The sequence below is a fragment of the Thermococcus sp. MV11 genome (assembly GCF_012027285.1).
GTDB classification, from domain to species: Archaea; Methanobacteriota_B; Thermococci; order Thermococcales; family Thermococcaceae; genus Thermococcus; species Thermococcus cleftensis.
Genome location: NZ_SNUD01000002.1, coordinates 98,501 through 119,172, shown reverse-complemented (window position 1 = coordinate 119,172; position 20,672 = coordinate 98,501). Strand labels below are relative to the sequence as shown.

Here is a 20,672-nt window from a genome sequence, read left to right as displayed (position 1 = left end):
GGGCGATGCCCATAAGCGTTGATAAAGCCGTCATCGCCCGTCTGAAGACGCACGGCGAGACCTTCGAGATACTCGTTGACCCCTACCTCGCGAGGGACTTCAAGGAGGGCAAGGAGATCCCCATCGAGGAGATACTGGCCACGCCCTACGTCTTCAAGGACGCCCACAAGGGGGACAAGGCGAGCGAGCACGAGATGGAGAAGATATTCGGCACCAGCGACCCCTACGAGGTCGCTAAGATAATCCTCCGGAAGGGCGACGTTCAGCTCACCGCGGAGCAGAGGAGGCAGATGCTCGAGGACAAGAGGCGCTACATAGCGACGATTATTCACAGGCACGCCGTGGACCCGAGGACCGGCTACCCGCACCCCGTTGATAGGATCCTCCGGGCGATGGAGGAAGCCGGGGTCCACATAGACCTCTTCAAGGACGCCGAGGCCCAGGTTCCAGGAGTGATCAAGGCCATAAGGCCCCTCCTCCCGATAAAGCTGGAGATGAAGGTCATAGCCGTCAAGATACCCGGTGACTACGTCGGCAGGGCCTACGGTGAGGTCAGGAAGTTCGGGACGATAAAGCGCGAGGAGTGGGCCAGCGATGGCTCGTGGATGTTCCTAATTGAGATTCCTGGAGGAGTCGAGGAGGAGTTTTATGAGAAGCTCAACGCCCTCACGAAGGGCGAGGCTGTAACTAAACTGATAGAGAGGAAGGGACTATGAGGAGGATTTTTGTAAAGAGTAGGGAGCTTGTGGTTCCTGGGACTCTGCTCGCCCAGGGGCCGTTTAAGAGTGGAAGAGGGACCTTCAGGGAAGGCAACAGGATATACTCGACCGTCGTGGGGCTTGTTGAGATAAGGGGAGATACGATACGCGTCATTCCCCTGGAGGGGCCCTACATACCCGAGGTCGGCGACAACGTCATAGGCAAGATAGTGGACGTCAGGTTCTCCAACTGGACGGTCGATATAGGTGCCCCCTACCAGGCGAGCCTCCGCGTTCAGGACGCCGTGGAAGAGCGCATTGACCTCGCTAAAACCGACCTGAGGAAGATATTCGACATAGGCGACATAATCTACGCCAAGATAAAGGCGTACAACGAAGTGAACCAGATAGACCTCACCACCAAGGGAATGCCCTTCAAGGGAGGCCCGCTCAGGGGAGGGCAGATAGTTAAGATAACCCCCTCCAAGGTGCCGAGGCTCATTGGCAAGGGCGGTTCGATGATAAACCTCATCAAGAAGCTGACTGGCACGAGGATAATAGTGGGCCAGAACGGCTGGGTCTGGATCAGTGGGAAGAAGGAAGAGCTGGAGAAGCTTGCCATAGAGGCAATCCTCAAGGTGGACCGCGAGAGCCACACCCAGGGACTGACCGACAGGGTCAAGGAGCTCCTTATGACTAGGCTTCAGGAGCTCAAGGAGATGGGAGTGATAGACGAGGTGCCCCAGGTTGAGGAACCTAAGGCTGGAGAGGGTGAGGAAGAATGATGGGCAAGCCAGAGGGTTTAAAGCTCATAGATGAGAACGGAAAGAGAATAGACGGGAGAAAGAAGTACGAGCTGAGGCCCATAAAGATGGAGGTCGGCGTGCTGAAGAACGCCGACGGTTCGGCCTACGTTGAGTGGGGCAAGAACAAGATCCTCGCGGCCGTCTACGGCCCGAGGGAGATACACCCCAAGCACCTCCAGAGGCCCGACAGGGCAATCCTGCGCGTCCGCTACAACATGGCCCCCTTCAGCGTCGAGGAGCGCAAGAAGCCCGGGCCGGACAGGAGGAGCGTCGAGATAAGCAAGGTTATCCGGGGTGCCCTTGAGCCGGCTTTAATCCTCGAGATGTTTCCGAGAACGGCCATAGACGTCTTCATAGAGGTCCTGCAAGCTGATGCAGGAACGCGCGTTGCCGGAATAACCGCCGCCTCGCTTGCCCTGGCAGATGCAGGCGTGCCTATGAGGGACCTGGTGGCGGCGTGCGCCGCGGGGAAGATCGAGGGTGAAATAGTCCTCGACCTCAACAAGGAGGAGGACAACTACGGTGAAGCCGATGTTCCCGTTGCCATAATGCCCCTCAAGAACGACATAACGCTCCTCCAGATGGACGGCTACCTCACTAGGGACGAGTTCATAGAGGCAGTCAGGCTCGCCATCAAGGGGGCAAAGGCAGTCTACCAGAAGCAGCGCGAGGCGCTGAAGGTCAAGTACCTCAAGATAGCAGAGGAGGTCGGTGGAGGTGAGTGAGATGGAGATAATGGCCGGCATAATGCGCGACCACATCTTGGCGCTCCTCAAGGAGGGCAAGCGCGTGGACGGCCGCGGGCTCGAGGACTATCGCGACCTTGAGATCAGGGTGAACGTCATCGAGAAGGCGGAAGGCTCGGCCTGGGTCAAGCTCGGCAACACCCAGGTTCTCGTCGGCATAAAGGTGGACATGGGTGAACCCTTCCCTGATCTCCCGGACAGGGGAGTTATAACCACCAACGTCGAGCTCGTCCCCCTCGCTTCCCCGAGCTTCGAGCCAGGACCGCCGGACGAGAACGCCATCGAGTTGGCTAGGGTTGTGGACAGGGGCATAAGGGAGAGCCAGGCGGTCGAGCTGGAGAAGCTTGTCATCGTTCCGGGCAAGCTCGTGAGGGTTGTCTTCATCGACGTCCACGTCCTCGACCACGACGGCAACCTGCTCGACGCCACCGGAATTGGTGCCATAGCCGCCTTGCTCAGCACCAAGATTCCGAAGGTCGTCTACAACGAGGAGACCGACGAGGTGGAGGTTCTCGACGAGTACGAGCCCCTGCCCGTCAGAAGGGTCCCCATACCGGTTACCTTCGCCAAGATAGGTCCCAGCCTGCTGATCGATCCAAACCTCGACGAGGAGCGCGTCATGGACGGCAGGATAATCATAACCACCGACGAGAACGGAATGATATCCTCCGTCCAGAAAAGCGAGGGTGGTAGCTTCAAGCTTGAGGAGGTCATCTACGCAGTGGATACCGCCATCAAGAAGGGGGCAGAGATAAGGGAGAAGGTTCTTGAGGCCGTTAAGGCCGAGTGAACCTTTTCTTTTCCCACCGGTGGTTGTTATGAACGTTTTTATCGATGTGCTGGCCATCGTTGTGTTATCCCTGTTCCTGTTCCAGCTTTTCAGACTGGCCGTCAGCGGAGGCCCCAGGAAGGAGCTCTACCTAACGCTCGCTCTCTTCTCGCTTTTTCTTGGTGTCTGGCTCATCTACAACGCCTCCTTCACCTGGGGCTGGGACCTCTACACCTACGTGCCACTTGCCTTCGCCGTTGCTACCTTTCTCCTCAGCGGTTTTGGCCTGCTTAAACTTGGACGAGAGGGCTGAAGGTTTTCAGAAAGAGATATAAACACCAACGCCCAAGTTACTCCAGCCCTTACGATAACTTGGGGGGAATATCAATGGGACTGTTTGACAGCCTTAAGAAGAAGGACTCCAAGCCCGCTCCCAAGAGGAAGCCTCCCGCGGTGGTCAAGAAGGAGACCCCCGCTCCCAGGCATGACATCGATGTCGTCCCTCTCGAGGAAGATGTTCTTGCTAAGGAGATAGTCAAGCCCCAGGTTCGCTACCTGAAGAAGATAGTCGTCACCAGCTACGCCGACCTTGAGAGGATCTCCGAGGAATTGCAGAACGGCAACATCGTTCTCGTCGATCTGAGCCCGCTTGAGGTCAAGCCCGAGGTTCTCGAGAAGGTGGCCGAGCAGCTCAAGGGAATGGTCAATGCCCTCGGCGGACAGGCCGCTAAAATCTGCAAGCACGAGATAAAGCTCGTCCTTGTCCCCTCGGACATCAAGATAGCCAAGTGATTCCCCCGCTTTTTCAATTCTCTGCGGGTAGTTTTATAAGCTCCCCGTCCTCCCCTTCTCCGGTGGTGCGAGATGGCTGAGAAGGGTGAGAAGAGGAAAACCGATGTCGAGATCCCCGAGGACGTCCAGGTCATCTCCCTTGGGGACTGCCCAATCTGTGGTGGAAAGGGGACACTCAAGGCCATACAGCACGTTCACGAGATTCCCTACTTTGGCAAGGTCATGGAGAGCACGATAATCTGCGAGCGCTGTGGTTACAGGAACGCTGACGTCATGATACTCGAGGACAGGCCGCCGAAGCTCTACACGGTCAAGGTGGAGAACGAGAAGGACCTCTTCACGCGCGTTGTGAGGAGCAAGAGCGGAACCATAGAGCTCGACGAGATTGGCGTTAAGATTGAGCCCGGGCCGGCAGCTGAAGGCTTCATAACCAACGTCGAGGGCGTTCTCGAGCGCGTCAGGGAGACACTGCTGATGGCCAGGCACTTCAAGGAGCAGGAGGGCGACGAGGAGGCGGTGAAGAGGACCGACGAGATTCTCGGCTACATCGAGGAGGTCAAGGAAGGAAAGAAACCGCTCACCGTTAGAATAATGGATCCCCTCGGCAACAGCGCGCTCATAGGCGAGAAGGTCAAGAGCAGGCTCCTCACCCAGGAGGAGATAGACTCTCTCAGCCTCGGTCCCTACGTGAAGGTCGAGCCGGAGGAAAGCGGAGGGGAGAAGCGGGAGAATGATGGCTAAATGTACACAGCTTCCCGTGTGAGCAGGTCCTCTATGAGGTCCTTCACCCACTCCTTCCTCGTCCTCCGGGAGAGGTGGATTATGCCCTCCACGTGTACCCCGTACTTCTCCTTCATCTCCTCCCTACTCACGGGCTCTTTAAAGAGGAAAGGCCTCTCTATCGTGAAGGCGTAGCCCTCTCCCCTAATGTACTCCCCCAGCCAGCGCTTCCCGTTTTCTCCGTGAACCAGCGTTAGACCGCTGGTGTCTCTCGTCAGCTCCCACAGGGTATCGAGGTCCGCCCTGATAACTTCCCCGACCTCGAAACCTCCCGCTATTGTTCCCCTCTGCGTTATCGTTTGCTCGGGGTGAAGGCCGAGCCTCCTCAGGGTGTCCCTCAGCTCGTAGGGGTTGCCCCTCGCCACGTAGAGGAAAACCGTGTCCCCCTCCTGGAAGGCCCTGCTCTTCCTCAGCTCGACCGTCTTCAGCCCGCGGAAGATCAGTTCCGCGTAAACCTGGTGGAGCGCTATCACGTGCTCCATGGTTTCACCGCCCTTCCCTCGCGGATAAGCTTTTAAAACCTTCGATGATTACTATTGATGGGGGTCACAATGGACCAAGTCAAAGTGTCCTCCAGGCGTGGAAGGCTCACGTTGGTCGCTTCATCTCTCCTGCTCTCCGTGGCTGCCTATTGGTGGGGTTTTGAGTTTTTAGGACAGTTCCTTCTGATCTTCGGATTCATAATTCTGGTACTCTCCTTCGAACGAACCGTTATCGCTGGAGATTATAGAGTTCGGGTCAGGAAAAAGGGAGCCGCCTTTGAGGTGGAGGTCTTTCAGGGCAAGAAAAGGGTGTGGCGCGGAAACGTGTCGGACTATTCCGAATTTGGTGATTTCGCCTTTGATGTTAGGGGCGGAAAGGTGGTAGTGACTTACCGGGGGGAGGAAGTGGGACTGCTCCCGTGAGGTACAAGTCGAACTTTCACAGAAAAATCCAGAAGCCCGGCAAAGGGTTAAAAAGGATTGAGCGTCATTCCCTCTGATGAAGCCGAGGGCAGAAAAGTCCACGTAAGGAACGAAAGACTTTGGAAGCTCGGCCTTTCCTATCTGGCAATCTCGCTGGTTCTTCTCGCGGTGAGCATCGGCAGATGGCCGGTTCTGTCGTTGGTGAACGTTTTCATCGCCTTGGCTTTCCTCGTCCTCGCGTCCCGTTCGAGGGCTGTAAGGATAACCTGTGAAGGAGAAACGCGCCTCCTCGTCCCCGACTACTCGGCCTCCACCCTGGTCGTCGAGAGGCCTGAGGGGGAGGTTCTTTGCAGGGAGTTCTTTCCGCTCTTCGAGGAGAGGGAACTGGAAAACCCCTGTGGAACGCCCAGCATTAAAGCTACCCCTTACCGCTTTGGGAAGGTCGAACTCTCGATAATGGCTGGGGAAGGGAAATCAGCCTCCCCTGAGGGCCAGCGAGGCTTTCACGATGTCGCTCACGACACCGCTCGCGGTCTCCTTTAGCCCCGCTCCAGCGCCCCTAATGACCAGCTCGCCGAGGAGGTCTGTTTCTATCACCGCCACGTTCTCGTTGCTCGAAACCGCGAGCGGACCTTCCACCTCTTCTGGAGCGACCCGGACATTCCCTTCCTCAACCGTCGCAACCAGCCTAATCTTCCTTCCCCTGGCCACTGCTCTCTTGACCTCGTCGGCCGTTACCTCTACTATCCCCTTCACGCTGATCTCGTCGAAGGTTATCGTCTTGAACGCGACGCAGTGGAGTATGGTGGCTTTATATCCAGCATCGGTGCCGAGTAAGTCCCCACGCGGGTCCCTCTCGGCTATGCCCAGTTCCTGGGCCTGTTTAACGGCATTCTCAAAGTCAATTCCCTGCTCCATTCTGCTAAGTACGAAGGTGGTCGTCGCGTTGAGAACTGCCTTAATCCTTTTCACGGAATCGCCGAGTAAATTCTCGCGCAGAATGCCTATCACCGGCGTCCCCGCCATTACCGTTGCTTCAAAGAGGTAGGGCAGGTTCCTCCTCTCCGCTTCACCCACTAGTTCCCCGTAGTGGAACGCCAGCGGCGGCTTGTTGCTCGTGACGAGTCCCTTTCCGTCCCTGAGAGCGGCCAGGTGCCACCTCCAGGCGTCCCTGTCGTTGGTGACGTCGATGACTACCTCAGCATCGATCTCCCTCACGGCCTCCTCCGGCGTGAAATTGTACACCTCGTAATCGTTGGTCCAGGCCGAGAGCCTCCCGAAGTTCTCCTTCACCATCAGGGCCTCCCTCAAATCAATGCCCTCCGGGAGCCACACCGTTCCGCTCGTGTCGGAGATGCTCACAACGCGAAACTCGAGTCCGTATTTCTCCCTGAAAAGGGCCTCCTTCCCAATCAGAACCTCCGCCACGGCCCTTCCAACGTTCCCAAAACCGAAGAGTGAAAGTCTGACCTCCCTCAAGCGCACCACCAAAGGGAGGGGAGAAAAGGGGGATTAAATCTTTCCGGCTCACTTGTTCAGGATAACCTTGATGATGTCCATGTCCCTGACGATGCCGACCAGCTCGCCCTCTCCCCTGATGACGGGGAGCTGCTCAATGTGATACTGCACCATCTTCTGGGCAACGTCGTAGACGCTCATGTGGGGGGTAGCAACTATGAGTTCGCGGTTCATTATGTCCTTCACCGGCTTCTTCGGGAGCTGGAGCTCGGCCTTTTCGAAGAGTAGGGTGGGGTTACTCTCTAGGATCCAGTCCTCCTCGCTCGAGGCGGAGAGGGCGGTGCTCTTCATGACGCGGATAACCTCGCTGTCCTTCAGTATGTCCGTCTCGTCTACCATTCCAACGAGTGAACCCTCGTCGTCTATGACAGGAATTGCCATCGCGTTGCAGAGAAGAAGGGCCTTCAGGGCGGCTTTAAGCGGTGTCCCCTGCCACACGACGCCGACGTTCCTCTGGTAGTACTTCTCGATGGTTATGTCCTTCAGCTTCTCGTTCTTTGCCAGGTACCGCCTCACGATGTCGCCGACGGTTAGTATGCCCAGAACGCGGTTCTCGTCATCGACCACCACGACGCGCCTGTAGTCGGTTTCAAGCATCTTCCTGACGGCCTTTTTGAGGTCGTCGTTGGCCTTGACGGTCGGCACGTCCCTCTTCACCAGCATCGCCAGCTGCTCCTCGTCCGGGTGGAGGAGGACGCGCTTTATGCTTATTATTCCGACGAGGGCCTTGGTATTCTTGTTGATGACGGGGAATGACCTTACTTTATGCTTTCGGAACAGATCGAGGGCGTACTCCCTCGTGGCAGGAAGCTCTATGACGACCGGATCCGGTGTCATCAGGGTCTTCACGCGCATTTTCTTCACCACCGCTTTAAGTTAAAGCGCCCTTCTCCTATTTTAAGCTTTTCATTCAAAAATTGACAAAAAGGTAGAAAGTCACCCGAGAACCGCCAGGAAAACTCCCGCGGCCACGGCCGTTCCGATAACGCCGGCGACGTTCGGACCCATCGCGTGCATGAGTATGAAGTTCCCCGGGTCCTCCTCGCTGGCCATTCTCTGGACAACCCTTGCGGACATCGGAACCGCTGAAACTCCAGCGGCGCCTATCATCGGGTTTATCTTGCCTCCTGAGAGCTTCATCATGAGCTTACCGAAGAGCACTCCTCCAGCGGTGGCGCTGGCGAAGGCGACTATTCCAAGGCCGAGGATCATCAGGGTCTCCTGTGTGAGGAAGCTGTCGGCGCGCATCGTCGAACCGACGCCGAGGCCGAGGAAGATAGTGACGATGTTCATCAGTTCCTCCTGGGCGGCCTTGCTGAGTCTCTCGACGACGCCGCTCTCGCGGAAGAGGTTGCCTATCATCAGCATTCCAACGAGCGGGGCGGCGCTCGGAACGAGAAGGCTGATGACGATCATGCTGATTATCGGGAATATTATCTTCTCCCTCTTTGACACGGGCCTGAGCTGCTCCATTCTGATTTTTCTCTCCTCCCTGGTGGTGAGGGCCCTGATGATGGGCGGTTGAATGAGCGGAACGAGGCTCATGTAGGAGTACGCAGCAACCGCCGTCGCTCCCAGTATCTCGGGCGCGAGCTTCGTGGTGAGGTATATCGTCGTCGGCCCGTCGGCGCCGCCGATAATTCCTATCGAAGCAGCCTGGTGGAGGTTAAAGCCCAAGGCGAGGGCGGTGAGCATAGCTATGAACACACCTATCTGCGCCGCCGCACCCATGAGCGCCGTCTTCGGATCGGCTATCATCGGCCCGAAGTCGGTCATGGCTCCCAGACCGAAGAATATCAGGAGCGGCACTATTTCCGTCCTGATGAGGGTGTAGTAGATTATGTCGAAGATGCCAGGAGGCCCGTACTGCTGGTTGAGGTAGCTCAGCGTTGCGAAGATGTTGTCCGCTATGTTCTCCGGCAGGTTAGGTGCTATGGGCCAGTTGGCCAGGTGGCCGAGGGGTATGTTCACCAGCACGGCGCTTATGCCTATCGGGAGGAGCAGGAGGGGCTCCATCTCGTAGCGTATGGCCAGGTAAACGAGCGCCAGACCGACGGCTATCATCACCACGTTGCCCCAGCTGAGGTTGAGCAGCCCCATTCCCTGGAAGAACGCTATTATCGATTCCACCAGTCCCGCCATCTGTCCTCACCCGAGTTCTATTAGTGCTTGTCCGGTGTCGATGGTGTCGCCTTCCTTGACGAGGATCTTCTTGACCACTCCGTTCTTTGGAGCGGGAATCTCGTTCTCCATCTTCATTGCCTCGAGGACGACCAACCCCTGGCCGGTCTTGACCTGCTCGCCCTCCTTGACGAGTATCCTGAGAATCTTGCCCGGCATTGGGGCGGTGACAACACCCTCACCGGCTGGAGCCGGAGCGGAAACGGCTGGAGCCGGGGCGGGGGCGGCCGTGGGAGCAGGAACGCTCGGGGCACTAGGGGCGCTCGCGGCGGGAACCGCGCTCAGGGCACCCACGTCGATTCCAAGCCCCTTCGCTTCAACGGTGTATTCCCTGTCCTCAAAGGAGACCTTGAAGCGTCCCGCTCCGAGTTCCTCAACTTCCACCTCGTACTCAACACCATCAACGATGACCTTAACCTTCGCCATCTTCACCACTTCCCCATTTCGTAATTGAAGTCCTCAACTTCCTCCATCTGGCTCTGGACGCCGTAGAGGCGCCAGGCGTCGGAAACCTTCCTCTTAAACGGCAGGGGCCTGAGCTGTGAAGCCTTCTCCGCCGTGTATGCCAGTATCGCCGCGGTTATAACGGCCAAGTCCCTCGGGGGTATGACTGGCTTATCCTCCTTCTCCACTGGAGAGGGAGTGGGGGCAGGCGAGGGAGCCGGCTTTTCCCTCTCCACCAGCCTTCTCTCGATCCAGCCGACGGCGTAGAGAACCACCGCCAGTATGCTGAGCACCATGAAGACTATCGTAACTCCCAGGACGGTCAGGTTAAGCCCTTCCATGAACTCGCTCATACTTCCACCTCACAGCGGTATGTTGCCGTGCTTCTTCGGCGGAAGCTTGACGCGCTTGCTCTCGAGGGCTTCGAGCGCCATAATCACCTTTGCCCTCGTTTCGGCAGGGTCTATAACGTCGTCTATGTAACCCCTCGCAGCGGCAACGTAGGGGTTGGCGAACTTCTCGCGGTACTCGGCAATCTTCTGCTGGCGAACCTCCTCGGGATTCTCGGCAGCAGCGATTTCCTTCCTGAATATGATGTTAGCCGCTCCCTCCGGCCCCATGACGGCTATCTCAGCCGTCGGCCAGGCGAACACGAAGTCGGCGCCGAGGTGCTTGCTTCCCATCGCGAGATAGGCGCCTCCGTAGGCCTTCCTGAGGATTACGGTGACCATCGGAACCGTCGCTTCCGCGTAGGCGTAAAGGACCTTAGCTCCGTGCCTGATTATTCCGCCGTACTCCTGCTGGGTGCCCGGCAGGTAGCCCGGAACGTCCACGAGCGTGACTATCGGAATGTTGAAGGCGTCGCAGGTTCTAACGAACCTCGCTATCTTGTCGCTTGAGTCAATGTCGAGGACGCCGGCGAAGTGTATCGGGTTGTTGGCCACTATACCGACGGTCTGGCCGTTCATTCTGCCGAAGCCAACCACAGCGTTGGGGGCGAAGTAGGGGAGGATTTCCAAGAAGTCCGGGTTGCCGTTCTCGTCCCTGTCCACTATCTCGTAGATGACCCCCCTCACGTCGTAGCCCTTGTTCGGGTCGTCGGGAACTATGGAGTAGAGGTTCTCTGTCTTCCTGAAGGGCAGATCGTTCGTCTTAACGCGCGGCGGCTTCTCCATGTTGTTTGAGGGCAGGTAGCCGACGAGGCGCCTTATAAGCGCTAGAACCTCCTCATCGCTCTTGCCTACGAGGTGAGCCTGTCCTGCCCTCTGGGCGTGCACCATCGCCCCACCGAGCTGGGTCGGGGTGACCTCGACGCCGGTAACGGCTTTAACGACCTGCGGGCCGGTGATGAACATGAAGCTCGCCGGGTTGTCCACCATCAGAATGAAGTCTCCTATCGCCGGGCTGTAAACGGCTCCACCGGCGCAGGGTCCCATGATGGCTGTGATCTGCGGAACCACACCGCTGAGAATCGTGTTCATCTTGAAGATCTCGCCGTAGCCCTTGAGGGAATCGACGCCCTCCTGAATCCTGGCTCCGCCGGAGTCGTTGAGGCCGATTATCGGTGCTCCCGCTTCGAGTGCCAGCTCCATTACGCGCTTTATCTTCGCCGCGTGCATCTCGCCGAGCGAACCGCCCATCACGGTGAAGTCCTGGGCGTAGACGAAAACCAAACGGCCGTCGATGGTTCCATAGCCGGTGATGACTCCATCTGCCGGCAGTTCCTTCTTGTCCATTCCGAACTCGGTTCCGCGGTGCCTCACGAAGGCTCCTATTTCAACGAAGCTTCCCGGGTCGAGGAGCTTCTCTATCCTCTCCCTCGCCGTCAGCTTGCCCTTGGCGTGCTGCTTTTCAACGGCCTTTTCGCCGCCCATTTCCAGAATCTTCTTCTTCCTCTCATACAGCTCATTGACCTTTTCCTCCATGCTCATGAGAACTCCCCCTTGGTGACTTGGGTGCCTGGCACTTGTAGTTTGTAAAGTTTAAAAGGGTTTTCAAACCCGTTAGGGCCTCCAAAGAAAAGATGTGCACAGTCGTGCAGGGAAAATGAATGAAAGAGGGTTCAAAGGTGCTGTATGGGCGTTTCGGCTCCACAGGCCTCGCACTTGAGGAAGTGGAAGCGGCCGCGCTTGATGATCTTGGTGTCCGGACTGCCGCAGACAGGGCAGATGACGTAGTCCCTGAGGTACTTCTTCATCTTGTTCGCTATGAGGTACGGCGTAAAGCGTCCCTGGAGGACGACACGCCTGCCCTCGAGGGTTCCTGCCGTTGCGACCTCGCGCAGAATGAACTTGAGCAGGTGGTTTGGATCGCGGTTCATCGCCTCTGCTATGTCCACGAAGTTCTCGATTATGGTCCTGTTTCCGGCTATCGTGACCTGTGCCGGAGGAACCTCGAAACGGGAAGTGTGATGCTTGACGTTCTCGGGCAGCTCATCGTAAGCCTTGTCGAGTAAGCCCTCGAAATCGTAAAAATCAACCTTCTTCTCGCTCATGCTCTCACCTCCATCTTAACTATCACGGGGCGTTTATAACCTTTTGGAAACGGCGGGCCGGTTAGAGGACCTTGTAGAAGCCCGCCCTCGGCTCGTAAATTCTGGCATCGCGCTTGAGGTCGCTCAGGAGTTTCTTCACCTCGTTCTCAGAGCCTATGCCCGCCTGCTTCGCCGCTTCGATCACCTTGTCCTCCGGCGCTCCGAACTCGCCCTCCGACTCGAGGTTCTTTATTATGTCGATGAGTCTGTCTATCTTGTTTATCTTCCGGGAGCTCTTTCCGACCTCGAGTATCGAGATGTCAAGCGTTCCCTCCTCGTCGGTCGCTATCTTCCTTATCATCTCCTCGATTATCTGAATCGCCGCCCTGGCATCTTCCCGCGTTACCGTCTCGCTCAGCCTCATTCTTGCGTGGGCCTCGCTGAGCCTTATCAGAGCCTCCAGTTGCCTCGCGGTAACGGGAATCGGCTGGACTCCCTCCTCCTCGCCGGAGCGCTTGAAGCCCTTCCTCATTCTGACGTAGTAGCGCTTTATCTCGTCCATAGCTTCCCTGCTCAGCACGGGGTGGACGTTCTTCCTCGCGTAGGCGATGTACTTCTTGAGCAGGTCGTAGGGTATCTTCGGCGTCACGACCTCGGCCTCTCCCCTGCGGACCTTGAGTATGTGCTCCGCTATGCTCGCGTCGACCTTCTCGTCCGGCTCGTCCAGGAGGAGGAAGATGAGGTCGAAACGGCTCAACAGTGTGGGTGGAAGGTCGAGCTGCTCGGGGAGGCTCTTGTGGCGGTTGAAGCGGCCGTACTTGGGGTTCGCGGCGGCGATGACGGTGGTCCTGGAGTTCAGGGTGGCCGTTATTCCGGCCTTGGAGATGCTTATCGTGTTGTGTAGAACCAGCCCGTGGGAGACGAAGAGGTGGTACGGCTCGACGGTTACGTCGTAGACCCATTCCCAGCGGTCGTTTGGAACCTCCTTGACCTTGATGACCGTCAGGAAGTTCACGTTGCCGTCCCAGTACTCCATGAACCTTTCCAGATGCCCCTTAGCCTGTTCGAGCAGGTTCTTTACGAGGAGCCTTATGGTCGAGACCGCCCACCTGTCGCCCGTCACGGCCCTCTTTTTGAGGTGATCAACGGTTACCCCGGTGAGGGCGTAAACCCTGCTCCTGGGCAGTAGCTCAACGGCCTCCGCCGGGTCGCTCTCGGCGAGGCTCTCCAGCAGGGCGATCCTCTCCATGACCCTGTTGAGGTACGGCCTGAGAACTCTCTCCCCGACCAGAGGCCGTGAGAGCTTTGCCCGTTCCTCCGGCAGCTGAACGACCCCGAGAACCCTCGCGGCCTTCTTGAGATGGCTCACTATTTCCTTTGGAAACCTTCTCTCGGAGATTTCAACAACGTGCCTTCCGGCGACGCGCTTTACCCTCGAGACCTTACCCAGGGAGTAGAGGTAGTCCTGACGGTCCTCAGCGGTTTTGCGCTCCTTGAACCGTCTCCCCTCCACCTCGGGCAGTTCCAGCGGATACCTCGAAATGCCGAGGACGATATCGCGGATTTCAATTTTTGCGGCCGGCTTCTCCTTTATCTCCCCGTTCTCCCACACCATTATCGGGTGCTCTGGCGTCACAGTGATCTCTCTTCCGTTGGAGAACCTCAGCCTTATGAACTTCCTCGGGGCCTTGTGCCTGCTCACGCGGTCGGCTTTGACCTTCACTATCTCCTTCCTCTCAAGGTCGTAGGCCAGGAGGTAGATGTCATCAACGGGCAGGATCTCGGTCCTTCTGCCGATTATCACCCTATCGCGGTTGGCCTCGATGAGCGAATCCACCAGCTCGCCTATCCTGACCTTCCTTCCGTCGGCCAAGAGAAGCTCGAAGTCGTGGTGGTAGCTCTGCTGCTCAAGCGCCTCGTGTATTGCGCTCCTGTCGCGGTCGCTCATCTTGTCGAACTCGTCAATGCAGTTGTGGACTATGATTCCCTCGGCCAGGAAGTTGTGCTCGCCCGGCACATAGAGGTCGTAGACGTAGCCATCGTAGGGAATGCGCTCGATGGAGACGATTTCATCGAGGAAGTAATCCCTCGTAGCGAGGACTTCAAGCTTAATCCTGATTTCTGGACTCAGAACATCGCCGAGCTTCTCCACGAGCTTTTTCAGCTGAATCCTGCTGGGCTGGTACCTGCCCTTGGCGTAGGAATAAACGGTGCTCCACAGTCCCCGCTCCTGTAGTAGCTTAGCCGGGACACTTTCGATGATGTCCCTTGCGATTCTACTCACGGGTTCGGCGGGAACTTTATCGCTCTTCGACGAGACGAGATGCTTTTTGACGGGTATTTCCTTAATCTTGACGCTGTACGCCCTAATCGCGTTAAGGAGGTTTGTTACATCTTCTCTTCCTGTTATCTGAATCCTATTCACACCCTTTCCAGGGACAATGCGTGCGTATACGTCAAACCTGCGGAGCAGGAGTGCAAAGGCCCTGTCCATCTCCAGGTCGTTCGAAAGCAGAAACTCAACGTGAACAACACTTCCCCTCTTGCTACTCTTGATTGACACACAGCCGTCCGAGTCCAAGGCCCCAGCGATAAAGGCCTTCAGGGCCTCGTCGTCCAAGGAGAATGCATTCCTGAAGTTGTCTTTGGTAATGTATTCGTAGAGGTACGCGAGCAATGGTGAGCTGACGTGGAACGTAATCGTGTTGCTCTCTATCTCGTTGCCCGCCAGTTCGCTTCTCGTGGTCCTTTCGTACTCCCTCAGCTGTCCATCGTAGAAGCTCTTGAAGGCTCGCCTTAGGTTCTCAATCTGCCGGTTATGTACCTTTGACTGTACTATGCGAACGTGAACCTTCGAGCCGTTCCGTTTTATCCACCCGTCCCCGTAAAGGAAGCCGAGGAAATAAGCGAGTTCGGGGGTTATGTACGCGACTTTAAGGCGCTCCCTGCGATAGTTCGGACCATACGTTAGGGGCCTCTCGCGCCATTCATCATAGATTCCCAGCTCACGAAGTATCTCCCTGAACTTTCCAACACTTATAGAGCCCTTTCCGGAGAGGAAATCCCTCGAAACGTTGTACTTCCTGTTGAACTCAGCGAGGCTCTTAAATCTCTTAAGAACTTCGGCCTTCAGCTCTCTCTTCTCCTCAGGAGTCAGTTTGACCTTCCAAGTGGACGGCAAGATGTCAAGTATGTAAACCCTGTTTCTCACCGAGGGAAGCTTTAGCGGGGCAACTACCTTGTCTCTAACCCTGAACTTCTCTGCCTCCTTCCACTCAAGGGTCTGGCCGTCTATCAGGAGGTGGTCTGGAGTTAGGGTTACCTCGTTGCCGGAGCGGAACTTCAGCCTGAGTAGCTCGCCTTTCCAGGGCTTCCTGCGGATTATCGTGGCCGTGGAAGCCTTCGTCCTCATGCTTCCCAAATCTAGCGCGGTAACTCCCATCTCCTTCTCCTGAATGTCCACAACCTGACCGTCGGAGAGCGCCTTGTAGGATTTCTCAAGCTCGAAGAGGTCTTCGATGCGAACGTACTTCCCATCTACCAATACCCTCGAATCGGGGTGCAAGCAGGCGAAGCCACCATCTGCTAAGACGAGAACACCAGCCTCCAGAACCCAAGATCCTGTGAACTCGTCCCGGACAGCTGCGGCCGTCAAACCGGCCGCCGAACTGCTCTTTCCGCTCGTGTAGATTGCCCTCGGCGCTAAATTGGCCACGTAGCGGAGAAGTTGAGATTTGGCGACTCCCGGATCCCCGACCAGCAGAACGTGGCTCTCTCCTCTCAGCTTTGTTCCATCGGGGAGCGTCCTCTGCACGCCACCGAAGAGAGCTAAAGCTATGCCTTTCTTCACAGTCCTGTGCCCCCATATTGCAGGTGCTATTGAGTCAACTATCGCATCGACGATGTCCTTCCTCTTGGCCAGCTCGCGGATCTTCTGCTCGTCCTCTGGCGAGATCTCAAGCTCCTCTATCTCCTTGCTGAGCTGCTCGATGTGGTTGACTTCGAGAACCTTCTTGAATATCGGCCTCTTGTCTTTCTGCTCCAGGATAACGCGCAGGATTCCGGTAACTAGAACCCTGTCGCCCGGCAGTGCCGTGTCCACCATGTCATCGAGCAGGATTGCATCAACGAAGCGCGGCATCTGACCGCCCTTGAGGCTCTCCGGCCGATCCTGAAGGCGGAAGCTCTGGAAGTTGATGAAGCGGCTCTTCTCCACGTCGAGCTCTATGTTCCTTGAGCCGCAGGCGTCGCACTTGGCAGGCTTGACGAGGTTGTCGTAGGGCCTTTGGAGCCTGACCATTTCGTTGCCACAGTCCTTGCAGACGAATACCGCTTTCTCGACGAAGGGCTTGACCTCGCTAACGCGCGTGATGATGCCCTCGACCTGAATCAGCCTGTTTATGTGCTCGCTCCCCAGTTCCTTGACGAGTAGCGTGTGGGGGAGGTTGTAAAACCTCGCGTGGACCTTGAACTCTCTCTCGACGAGCAACGGAGGCTCGCGGAGAATTATCTGTATCGCATCTTCCGCCGCCAGAATGCTCTCCTCGGGGTTCTCAATCAGCTCCCCCGCCAGCTCGGGATCGAAGGAGTTGAGGTGGGTCCAGTCTATCGCGAGGGAGCGCTTTGGCGTGACGGTTAGCAGATCCTTCAGCTTGTTGAGGTAGACCTCCTTTCCGTCGTCGTCCACGTACTCCCTCAGAAACCTCGCGTACCGCTCGATCATCTCCTCCCTGTCCATCAGTCCTCACCGAGCCACTCGTTTCTTATCTTTGAGAGCTGGAGGTAAACCCTCCTCTCCTCCGGTGAAAGGCGTGAAAGGAGTTCGAGGCTGTTGGGCCTGAGCATGACCGCCTTGAGAATCTTGTTGAACCGTATCGTTTTGAGATGCTCAAGCTTTTTCTTCAGGTTGGCGAGCTTGGTGAGCTTGACGTTTATGGTTTCTATTCCTTCACCGGCGTTCAGCCTCACGTAGTTCTCGAGGTAATACATGTAAAACTCGGCCCTCTCGTACAGTCCCGCGGGAAGGGCGGTTATGGGTTCGCTCCCCCTCTCCTCGGCTATCGCCTTGTCTATCTCGCCTATCACCTTGTCCGTCTCGTCCACTATCTCAACTATCCCCGACTCCCAAAGCTCCTTGGCCTTCCAGTCCTCCACGAGCACTATATCCCCGGTCTTCCAGTCGCCGAAGGGCTTTAGCACCTTGACAGCTATGACCGCCCTCCCCGTGAACATCTCACCACCTTTAATCCGCTATGCCATAGGGCTAATAAACCTTGTTGGAACAGCCTGGGGCGCCGTTGCACTTGGCTATGCCAGTTCCGTTTCCATTCGAATGTGTTCATGTGTCCCTTCGAACACGCGATAACCCTATAAACTTGAACGGAAAGTCCGTTTTAGGTGAATGGTGATGTTGATAGGCATAATGAGTGACACCCACGACAACCTCCAGGCGATCGCGAAGGCGGTTGAACTGTTCAACCGGGAGAACGTCGAGCTTGCCATTCACGCTGGGGACTACGTTGCGCCTTTCGTTGCGCGGGAGCTGAAGAAGCTGAAGGCACCGCTCAAGGGAGTTTTTGGCAACAACGACGGCGAGAGGAAAGGCCTCTACGAGGTCCTTGGCATATACGACGAGCTGATAGAGCTGGAAGCTGACGGAATGAAGATAGCGGTGACCCACGGTACCAACGGGGTTCTGGTGAGGGCCCTCGTCAGGAGCAGGCTGTACGATGTCGTTGTCGTCGGCCACACCCACCGCTACGAAATAAGGGAGGAGGGGAGGACGATACTCGTCAATCCCGGTGAGGTCTGCGGCTACGTCAGCGGCGTCAAGAGCGTGGCCCTGCTCGACACGCGGAAGAGGGAAGTGAGAATAATCAACCTCGACACCGGGGAGCTGCTCGGGGCGATGAGTCTTTGAGGTTTTATTCTCTCCAATCAACGCTTCAACGGCGGTCGATATGGACGACATACTGGTTCCAAAGGAAAGAACCGATGCGGTGGTCTTCATAGGCGTGGACGACTCGGGGGGCGTTGAGTTCATCAAGGTCTACGCCGTGGACGAGGAAAAAGCCAGGGCCGCTCTGGAGGAGTTCTTCAGTGCCAGGGGGCTCTTTCCTGCCGATTACCGGCTGGTCAGCAGAGGATTGGAAGACGTCTCCGGCAAGGGTGCAATAACCACCAGAAGCGAGGCCGAACTGAGCGCCTCCCTCGCGAGATTGGGGTTAAAACTTCTCTCCAACGGCATCTTGGACGTCGGGGGCCTTGACAGGGTCTACCAATTCACCCTTGTGAGCGAGGAGCTTTACCTCAAACTCAGGCGGAAGGAAGAGGCGGAGAAGGCCAAAAAGAGGGGGCTTGCCCTGACTATCAGGGCCGCTATCGAGCTCGGCTTTCACACCCTCATTGTGAACCTCAGGGGAATAAACCTCGAACCCCTCCTTCCTGAAGGTGCCAAACTGCTCCGCGAGCCGTCGCCGGGGGAGGTTCTGCGGGAGATGGGGCGGGGAGAGTTTCAAGTGGTCGTGGAGACTGTGTGGCCGGACAAGTACTACACCGTCCCCTTTGGGGCCAGGATAAAAATCCCTCCCATGTCGAGGCAGGAATTCGCCCGGGAGCTTGAGAACCTCGTAGGGGTTCCGGTTGATGAGGGGATTCTCGATGACTACCCTGAGTGGCTGTTCAACTACAGGAACCTTGAGATGATAGTCCAAATCTTCGAGAAGCTCAGGAAGAGGGGCATGGAAAAGGAGAAAGCTCTTGAAACCGCGATCTTTGTTAATCTCGGCTTTGTGCCGTCTGAATTCGAGGGGCTGGACGACGGGATTAGACCCTCAAAGCCCTGAAGTAAGCCTTAACAGCTTCTCGGAACTCCGGCTTGTGCTTCCCCAGCGCGGCGTTTGCAAGCTCTTTCAGTTCTCCCTCTGCGAGATAGCTGAGGAGAAGTCCTTCGTCCACCGTAAGCTCTTCCACGAATTTGGAACCCCTGAGGAACTCCTCCCTGCTTTTGGCCCTTTCGTGCAGTTCCCTCAGCTTCTCCAGATACGGCTCGGCCCTCTCGGACCTTCTCTTGAACTCCAGCCAGTTCACGGTGAGCCTCTCCCCAGGGCTAACGTATCTCCCCGGGCTCTCGAGGTATGGCCTGAGGCGCTCCCCCAGCTTCGAGCCGAGCATCTTTCTCCTGAAGCCCTCGATGGAGTCATAGTTATCGTTCAGCCGTTTCCTGTCCACCATGTCCAAGGCATCGAAGAGCGCTATGGAGGTGAGGTAACACAGGGCCGCGAAGGGAACCTTCGGGAGGATCATGAAGCCCCTTCCCACCTTGACCTTCTCGCCCTCCCTTCTCTCAAGCCCCTCTAAGAGCATTCCGAGGGGATAGCTGAGGCTCTTCACGCAGAACTCAAGTTCGTCCATGCCATCACCGCCCAAGGTTATTCGGCAACACTAAAAGAATTTCGTCAGGTTTTTAGGCCCTTTGCGGTTCGATTCACATGGGTGGGAGAATGAACTGGGTAGAAATAGACGGCTCCTACGGCGAGGGCGGGGGACAGATCCTGAGGACGAGCGTTGCCCTCTCGGTAATCACCGGAAAGCCGGTCAGGATTTACAATATCAGGGCTAACAGGCCGAATCCCGGCTTGAGGCCACAGCACCTCCACGGGATTTTAGCGTTGAAGGAGCTGAGCAACGCGAGGGTTAAGGGCGCTCAGGTCGGCTCAACGGTTCTTGAGTTCGTTCCCGGGAAGGCCAGGGCCAAGCACGTCCGCGTTCCGATAAAGACGGCCGGGAGCGTAACTCTCGTCCTCCAGGCCCTGCTTCCGGCGATGGCCTTCACCGGGGGAAGCTTCGAGGTAACCGGGGGAACCGACGTCCCCTGGAGCCCGCAGGTGGACTACCTCAGGAACGTTACGCTCTTCGCGCTGGAGAAGATGGGTCTTAAAGTTGAACTCGAAATCAGGCGGAGAGGTCACTACCCGAAGGGCGGCGGGCTGGTCACCGGAAGGGTCGAGCCCTGGGAGGAGAGGAAACCCCTGAAGGCCCTCGAGTGGAGCAGAATAGAGCGCTTCGCCGGAATAAGCCACGCCACCAACCTTCCTTCTCACGTCGCCGAGAGGCAGGCTAGAGCGGCCAGAGAACGGCTTGAGGAGTTTTACAGCGTCCCTGTGGAGATAAAAGCCGAGGTCTCGCGCTCGCTCGGGCCGGGGAGCGGTATCGTCGTCTGGGCCGAGACGGATGAGCTGAGGCTCGGCGGCGACGCCCTCGGCAAGCGCGGGAAGCCGGCTGAAGTGGTGGGCAGGGAAGCGGCTGAAGAGCTGATAACCCAGCTGACGCCCGGGAAGGCCGCTGATAAGTTCCTCGGCGACCAGCTGATACCGTTCTTAGCCTTCGCCGGCGGGGAAATCGGGGTGGCGGAGGTTACCAACCACCTTGTCACCAACGTCTGGGTCGTGGAGCGGTTCCTGGGGAAGGTATTCGAGGTTGAGGGTGAAATCGGGGAGCCGGGGGTGGTAAGGGTTGTTAGGAGAGCGGAGGTTTAGTGCTATGCTGCGTGGCGAAGCGG

23 protein-coding genes are annotated in these 20,672 nt (G+C 57.1%); 12 read left to right on the top strand and 11 right to left on the bottom strand.

Annotated elements, in window-relative coordinates; genetic code table 11:
• Positions 1-5: 5 nt before the first annotated feature.
• The 7 genes from E3E27_RS06000 (at position 6) to E3E27_RS05970 (ending at position 4,552) form a co-directional block, all read left to right on the top strand.
• Positions 6-716, top strand: coding sequence for a ribosome assembly factor SBDS (locus tag E3E27_RS06000; protein WP_167773856.1), 711 nt, complete (start codon positions 6-8; stop codon positions 714-716).
• Positions 713-1,483, top strand: coding sequence for an exosome complex RNA-binding protein Rrp4 (gene rrp4, locus E3E27_RS05995; protein WP_167773855.1), 771 nt, complete (start codon positions 713-715; stop codon positions 1,481-1,483). The genes E3E27_RS06000 and rrp4 overlap by 4 nt, the downstream gene beginning before the upstream one ends.
• Positions 1,480-2,229 carry an exosome complex exonuclease Rrp41 gene (gene rrp41, locus E3E27_RS05990; protein ID WP_014788509.1) on the top strand — a complete coding sequence of 250 codons (750 nt, stop codon included), beginning with the start codon at positions 1,480-1,482 and terminating at the stop codon, positions 2,227-2,229. The genes rrp4 and rrp41 overlap by 4 nt, the downstream gene beginning before the upstream one ends.
• A 1-nt stretch (position 2,230) precedes the next feature.
• Entirely contained in the window at positions 2,231-3,040 is an 810-nt protein-coding gene (gene rrp42 / locus E3E27_RS05985) for an exosome complex protein Rrp42 (RefSeq protein WP_167773854.1), read from the top strand.
• Between the two features lie 28 nt (positions 3,041-3,068).
• Entirely contained in the window at positions 3,069-3,332 is a 264-nt protein-coding gene (locus tag E3E27_RS05980) for a hypothetical protein (protein ID WP_014788507.1), read from the top strand.
• A gap of 74 nt (positions 3,333-3,406) precedes the next feature.
• Complete coding sequence (locus E3E27_RS05975) at positions 3,407-3,811, top strand: cell division protein SepF (RefSeq protein ID WP_014788506.1); 405 nt, start codon at positions 3,407-3,409, stop codon at positions 3,809-3,811.
• Between the two features lie 72 nt (positions 3,812-3,883).
• Positions 3,884-4,552, top strand: coding sequence for a ZPR1 zinc finger domain-containing protein (locus E3E27_RS05970; protein ID WP_014788505.1), 669 nt, complete (start codon positions 3,884-3,886; stop codon positions 4,550-4,552).
• Here the strand turns inward: E3E27_RS05970 and E3E27_RS05965 are convergent.
• Entirely contained in the window at positions 4,549-5,073 is a 525-nt protein-coding gene (locus tag E3E27_RS05965) for an ASCH domain-containing protein (protein ID WP_167773853.1), read from the bottom strand. The two genes, E3E27_RS05970 and E3E27_RS05965, sit on opposite strands and share 4 nt — an antisense overlap.
• A 57-nt stretch (positions 5,074-5,130) precedes the next feature.
• On the opposite strand from E3E27_RS05965, the gene E3E27_RS05960 reads away from it, so the two are divergent.
• Together E3E27_RS05960 and E3E27_RS05955 are read left to right on the top strand one after the other, a co-directional pair.
• A complete protein-coding gene (locus E3E27_RS05960; protein ID WP_167773852.1) occupies positions 5,131-5,496 on the top strand; it encodes a hypothetical protein in 366 nt (121 codons plus the stop codon).
• A 57-nt stretch (positions 5,497-5,553) separates the two neighbouring features.
• The gene (locus tag E3E27_RS05955) at positions 5,554-6,039 is read left to right on the top strand and encodes a hypothetical protein (RefSeq protein ID WP_167773851.1); all 486 of its coding nucleotides are present in this window, start codon (positions 5,554-5,556) and stop codon (positions 6,037-6,039) included.
• Here the strand turns inward: E3E27_RS05955 and E3E27_RS05950 are convergent.
• From E3E27_RS05950 to E3E27_RS05910, 9 genes are all read right to left on the bottom strand, one after another.
• A complete protein-coding gene (locus tag E3E27_RS05950) occupies positions 5,971-6,975 on the bottom strand; it encodes a homoserine dehydrogenase (RefSeq protein ID WP_167774054.1) in 1,005 nt (334 codons plus the stop codon). The two genes, E3E27_RS05955 and E3E27_RS05950, sit on opposite strands and share 69 nt — an antisense overlap.
• 48 nt (positions 6,976-7,023) lie before the next feature.
• Positions 7,024-7,869, bottom strand: coding sequence for a CBS domain-containing protein (locus E3E27_RS05945; protein ID WP_014788500.1), 846 nt, complete (start codon positions 7,867-7,869; stop codon positions 7,024-7,026).
• An 81-nt stretch (positions 7,870-7,950) separates the two neighbouring features.
• Entirely contained in the window at positions 7,951-9,156 is a 1,206-nt protein-coding gene (locus E3E27_RS05940; RefSeq protein WP_014788499.1) for a sodium ion-translocating decarboxylase subunit beta, read from the bottom strand.
• A 6-nt stretch (positions 9,157-9,162) separates the two neighbouring features.
• Positions 9,163-9,621, bottom strand: a complete 459-nt coding sequence (locus E3E27_RS05935) for a biotin/lipoyl-containing protein (protein ID WP_167774053.1) — start codon at positions 9,619-9,621, stop codon at positions 9,163-9,165.
• A 2-nt stretch (positions 9,622-9,623) separates the two neighbouring features.
• A complete protein-coding gene (locus E3E27_RS05930) occupies positions 9,624-9,992 on the bottom strand; it encodes an OadG family protein (protein ID WP_167773850.1) in 369 nt (122 codons plus the stop codon).
• Between the two features lie 9 nt (positions 9,993-10,001).
• Positions 10,002-11,570: a carboxyl transferase domain-containing protein gene (locus E3E27_RS05925; protein ID WP_167773849.1), complete on the bottom strand. Its 1,569-nt coding sequence runs from the start codon at positions 11,568-11,570 to the stop codon at positions 10,002-10,004.
• 131 nt (positions 11,571-11,701) lie between these two features.
• The gene (locus tag E3E27_RS05920; protein ID WP_014788495.1) at positions 11,702-12,133 is read right to left on the bottom strand and encodes a translation initiation factor IF-2 subunit beta; all 432 of its coding nucleotides are present in this window, start codon (positions 12,131-12,133) and stop codon (positions 11,702-11,704) included.
• 61 nt (positions 12,134-12,194) lie between these two features.
• Positions 12,195-16,850: an LAGLIDADG family homing endonuclease gene (locus E3E27_RS05915; protein WP_167773848.1), complete on the bottom strand. Its 4,656-nt coding sequence runs from the start codon at positions 16,848-16,850 to the stop codon at positions 12,195-12,197.
• Entirely contained in the window at positions 16,850-17,344 is a 495-nt protein-coding gene (locus E3E27_RS05910; RefSeq protein WP_014788493.1) for a hypothetical protein, read from the bottom strand. Before E3E27_RS05910 ends, E3E27_RS05915 begins: the two co-directional genes overlap by 1 nt.
• Positions 17,345-17,519: 175 nt before the next feature.
• On the opposite strand from E3E27_RS05910, the gene E3E27_RS05905 reads away from it, so the two are divergent.
• Together E3E27_RS05905 and E3E27_RS05900 are read left to right on the top strand one after the other, a co-directional pair.
• A complete protein-coding gene (locus tag E3E27_RS05905; RefSeq protein WP_167774052.1) occupies positions 17,520-18,032 on the top strand; it encodes a metallophosphoesterase in 513 nt (170 codons plus the stop codon).
• Between the two features lie 40 nt (positions 18,033-18,072).
• Positions 18,073-18,957 carry a hypothetical protein gene (locus E3E27_RS05900; protein WP_167773847.1) on the top strand — a complete coding sequence of 295 codons (885 nt, stop codon included), beginning with the start codon at positions 18,073-18,075 and terminating at the stop codon, positions 18,955-18,957.
• Here E3E27_RS05900 and E3E27_RS05895 read toward each other — a convergent pair.
• Positions 18,938-19,525, bottom strand: a complete 588-nt coding sequence (locus E3E27_RS05895; protein ID WP_167773846.1) for a hypothetical protein — start codon at positions 19,523-19,525, stop codon at positions 18,938-18,940. The two genes, E3E27_RS05900 and E3E27_RS05895, sit on opposite strands and share 20 nt — an antisense overlap.
• Positions 19,526-19,614: 89 nt before the next feature.
• On the opposite strand from E3E27_RS05895, the gene rtcA reads away from it, so the two are divergent.
• Entirely contained in the window at positions 19,615-20,649 is a 1,035-nt protein-coding gene (gene rtcA, locus E3E27_RS05890; RefSeq protein WP_167773845.1) for an RNA 3'-terminal phosphate cyclase, read from the top strand.
• Positions 20,650-20,672: the final 23 nt, after the last annotated feature.